The sequence below is a fragment of the Brenneria populi genome, assembly GCF_036016195.1.
GTDB classification, from domain to species: Bacteria; Pseudomonadota; Gammaproteobacteria; order Enterobacterales; family Enterobacteriaceae; genus Brenneria; species Brenneria populi.
The window spans coordinates 1-3,215 of record NZ_JAYWTM010000008.1 but is presented as its reverse complement, the minus strand read 5'-3'; the positions used below and the strand labels follow the sequence as shown (position 1 = coordinate 3,215).

Sequence of the window (3,215 nt, the reverse complement as noted above, 5' to 3'; positions counted from 1 at the left end):
CAAATTCAGTAAACCACTTCAGGACGCTTTCTACCGCCATTACGGACAGTTTGCTATCAGTGCTATCACGCTGATGGAACTGATCTATGGTGCGGAGAAATCGGTAAATCCAGAAAAGAATCTTGCCGTGATTGAAGGGTTTTCTGCGCGTCTGGAAGTTCAAAACTACGGTTTTGACGCCGCAGTGCATACCGGCCAAATTCGTGCGGAACTGGCAAGACAAGGAACACCCATCGGCCCGTATGATGCCATGCTAGCGGGTCATGCTCGATCAGCAGGTTTGATACTGGTAACGAACAATGCGCATGAATTTGAGCGTGTGCCTGGGCTACGAGTGGAAAACTGGGTCAGCCGATAAGCCGTATTCCGCCCTCCCCCAAAACAGGATATAACCCATCTTCTACTGCGGATAACCCGCAAAAAATCCAGCCAGAAATGTTGGGGGCCACTACGTTTTTCGAACTGGTGAAAATCCTTTTATTTCAATAGAGATGCGTGGCTAATCCGAATCCTGTAGGGCCCCAAACTCTACCAAATTCAACAAAACCCCGTTATATTCATTGATGCCACAAGAGTTTTCCATTGCTGAGCTCCCTCCCAGAACGGTGGAAATCAAGTCGATATTAGGGGCGATGGAGATTGTCTGATGCAATGACGATTCACGCCCCGTCATGTCGCTTAATACTCGACAGATAAAAGCTGCCAGGCCATAAAACAGCGTCTTACTGCAGCAGCCAGTCGGCGACTACCGCGGCAACATATAGGCCCACGCCGAATGTGGTATGGGTCATAAAGCTGCGTAACCTTGCGGCCTGCGGCTTCGGCGTTTTTGCCGCCGCGATCCCGAAGCCCAACGCGGGTTGCATGATAAAGAACGGGGCGACGACGCTCAGAATCCCCATCGCCAGCGCCGGCCGGAAGGTCGGCTGATACAGCCACTGAACGCCGGTAAACAGCACCAGCAGCGCGGCAAAAAGGACGCCTATCGCGTAGTGAACGCACCAGCCGATCGTTCGCTCACCGTTGACCCGCGCCGCCGTGTGTATCGTCGCATGCCGAAACCGGCCGCTCGGCATCAGGCCTACCCAGCGGCCGACCAGCGCATAATCCAGCGACGACGCGCCGAACAGCCGTTGCAGAATCAGAGCCCGCAGATCCATCACCAGCGTCGCGCCTATTCCCACCAGCAGCAGGCGTATCGGTATGTCGATCATTTTATTCCCCTCCGTTTCAGTGCTAACCTCACGGCATTCTGCAACATGAAGTTAACTTGAGGTCAAGCATGAAATCGCTGGATATCGCGCAGGTCGCCAGAGCGTCGGGATTAACGCCAGCCACGCTGCGTTTTTATGAAAGCAAGGGGCTGATTTCTCCAACCGGCCGCCACGGACTGCGGCGGCAGTATCCGGCCGGCGTATTGCAGCAGTTGGCCCTGATCGCGCTGGGGAAACGGGCGGGATTTTCACTCAAGGAGATCGCCGGCATGTTTGACCCGACGGGAAAACCGCTGCCAGACCGAGACAGGCTGGCGGAGAAAGCCAGGGAAATAAACGACACGATCCAACGTCTGGCGGCCGTGCGTGACGGATTGCAGCATGCCGCGGACTGCCCGTACGCCAATCACCTGGAGTGTCCCTCTTTTCAAAAGATGCTCAAGGCCGCAACCCGGAGCGAGCGGCGGCGAGTGACGCCCCGCTGAGAACGGAAAATCCCCCGCCGTATCAACACCAGATTGGAATACATAAGGGGAACGGGACGCGTCTGATGTGGTCTTACAGGGCAATGTTTCCCATTGCCCTTGGTCGTATCACGGATTTTGATATAGGCCCGCAACGGGAGCGGACAGTATCACCTGGCGCTGGAGTTTTTATTGCCGGTTTTAACTCCCCAGCACCCGGCCAGCGCGCTGACAACCGCGCCGATCAGCAGGGCGAAGAATGTCCACAGCGCGGCATGAGCCAGCGCGGAGGCAGCGGCTGCCGCTTCTTCACGGGCTTTCTGTTTCAGTTCGGTATATTGCTGTTTGGCCTGTTCGATCTTGGCTTCAACGTCATTCAGGCGTTGATTGACCACCTGAACGGTCTGGTTTCTGGCTTCGATCAGGTTATCGACGATTTTATTGACCTCTTCCTGCGTCATGTTGGTGTTTTCAGACAGCGCTTTGGTCAGACTGTCGCGATCGACATCTTTCGATAACGCTTCGCCCCGTTGTTTCAGCTTATCGGTCAGGGACTGAATAATTTCGTCGCTGTTTTGCGGATTAACCGCAATCGCTTTTACCGCCGCGCCAATTTCCGCTTTGGCGCCTTCCAACTGCGTTTGCATATAGTCCGGCTGCAGCGATGCGATATTGCTTTTACGCAGCGCCGCCGCGACGTCGTTGCTCACCTTCTCCGGCTGCAGCTTCGTGTCCAGGTTAAGCTGATCCCATGCCTGTCCCCCCATATCGGCCAGCCCTTGCAAACCGCCGCCGACGGTGGAGCCGACGCCGGTGATGGCGTTGCCGGTCAACGACGCCACCGAGCCCAGCGCGCTGCCGGTGGCTTTCATTGCGCCGCCCAGCAAAGCGGTGCCGAGAACGGCGGCAACGATAAGCGCCGTAGCCCAAACGAGGAAACCGTGAATCAGGCCGTCCAGCGCCGCCAGCCGGCCGGCAATAAACGCCCCCGCGGCCAGGCTGACGATGATGGAAACCGCCGACCAGATCAGAACGGTGGTGCCAACGCCGTTAACCGGCTTATCGGAGAGCGGATCGACAATCGAGAATCCCAGACTGGTGCCAAGCGTAGACAGCAGCAATGAGACCGCCAGTGTCGTTATCACACCGCCGATAATGCTCCCCCATGATATTTTTTTCACCGCGTACGGTTCATTTATAACGCTCATAGCCAAAACTCCTTTGATGCCGTCTATGTGAAATAGTCGGCATGTTGTGAAATAACAAACATTAAATCACCTAAAGTATAGCCATAATTTAAAAATAGGATGAGGAATAACGGGAGTGAAAAAACGCCGTCAAAACAGTCGATGGATAATATATTTTTATATAAAAATCATTATATAAAATCATTTACACCGTGAAATTTGATTTTTATTTCCATGTTAAAATAGTCGCATGAATTAATAAAACCGCATGGGAATAATTATATTGATTAATATAAATACCGAGCGTGATGGAATAACCTTACGCGGCATAACGGCGGTGTATACTCATC

At 53.8% G+C, this 3,215-nt stretch carries 4 protein-coding genes; 2 read left to right on the top strand and 2 right to left on the bottom strand.

Translation table 11 applies throughout. The features are described from left to right. The coding region (gene vapC, locus VSX58_RS11635; RefSeq protein ID WP_327618229.1) for a tRNA(fMet)-specific endonuclease VapC at positions 1-358 on the top strand (358 nt) is incomplete at its 5' end. A gap of 364 nt (positions 359-722) precedes the next feature. Here vapC and VSX58_RS11630 read toward each other — a convergent pair. After that, positions 723-1,214 carry a DUF2938 domain-containing protein gene (locus VSX58_RS11630; protein ID WP_327618228.1) on the bottom strand — a complete coding sequence of 164 codons (492 nt, stop codon included), beginning with the start codon at positions 1,212-1,214 and terminating at the stop codon, positions 723-725. A gap of 68 nt (positions 1,215-1,282) precedes the next feature. On the opposite strand from VSX58_RS11630, the gene VSX58_RS11625 reads away from it, so the two are divergent. Then, entirely contained in the window at positions 1,283-1,699 is a 417-nt protein-coding gene (locus VSX58_RS11625) for a helix-turn-helix domain-containing protein (protein WP_349825808.1), read from the top strand. 149 nt (positions 1,700-1,848) lie between these two features. On the opposite strand, the gene VSX58_RS11620 is transcribed toward VSX58_RS11625, so the two are convergent. Further along, a complete protein-coding gene (locus VSX58_RS11620; protein ID WP_327618227.1) occupies positions 1,849-2,886 on the bottom strand; it encodes a CAP-Gly protein in 1,038 nt (345 codons plus the stop codon). Positions 2,887-3,215 lie beyond the last annotated feature (329 nt).

Bases quoted from the DNA above. Each gene is read 5' to 3' on its own strand.
- VSX58_RS11630 (WP_327618228.1), bottom strand. From the start codon at position 1,214: ATGATCGACATACCGATACGCCTGCTGCTGGTGGGAATAGGCGCGACG.
- VSX58_RS11620 (WP_327618227.1), bottom strand. From the start codon at position 2,886: ATGAGCGTTATAAATGAACCGTACGCGGTGAAAAAAATATCATGGGGG.
- VSX58_RS11625 (WP_349825808.1), top strand. From the start codon at position 1,283: ATGAAATCGCTGGATATCGCGCAGGTCGCCAGAGCGTCGGGATTAACG.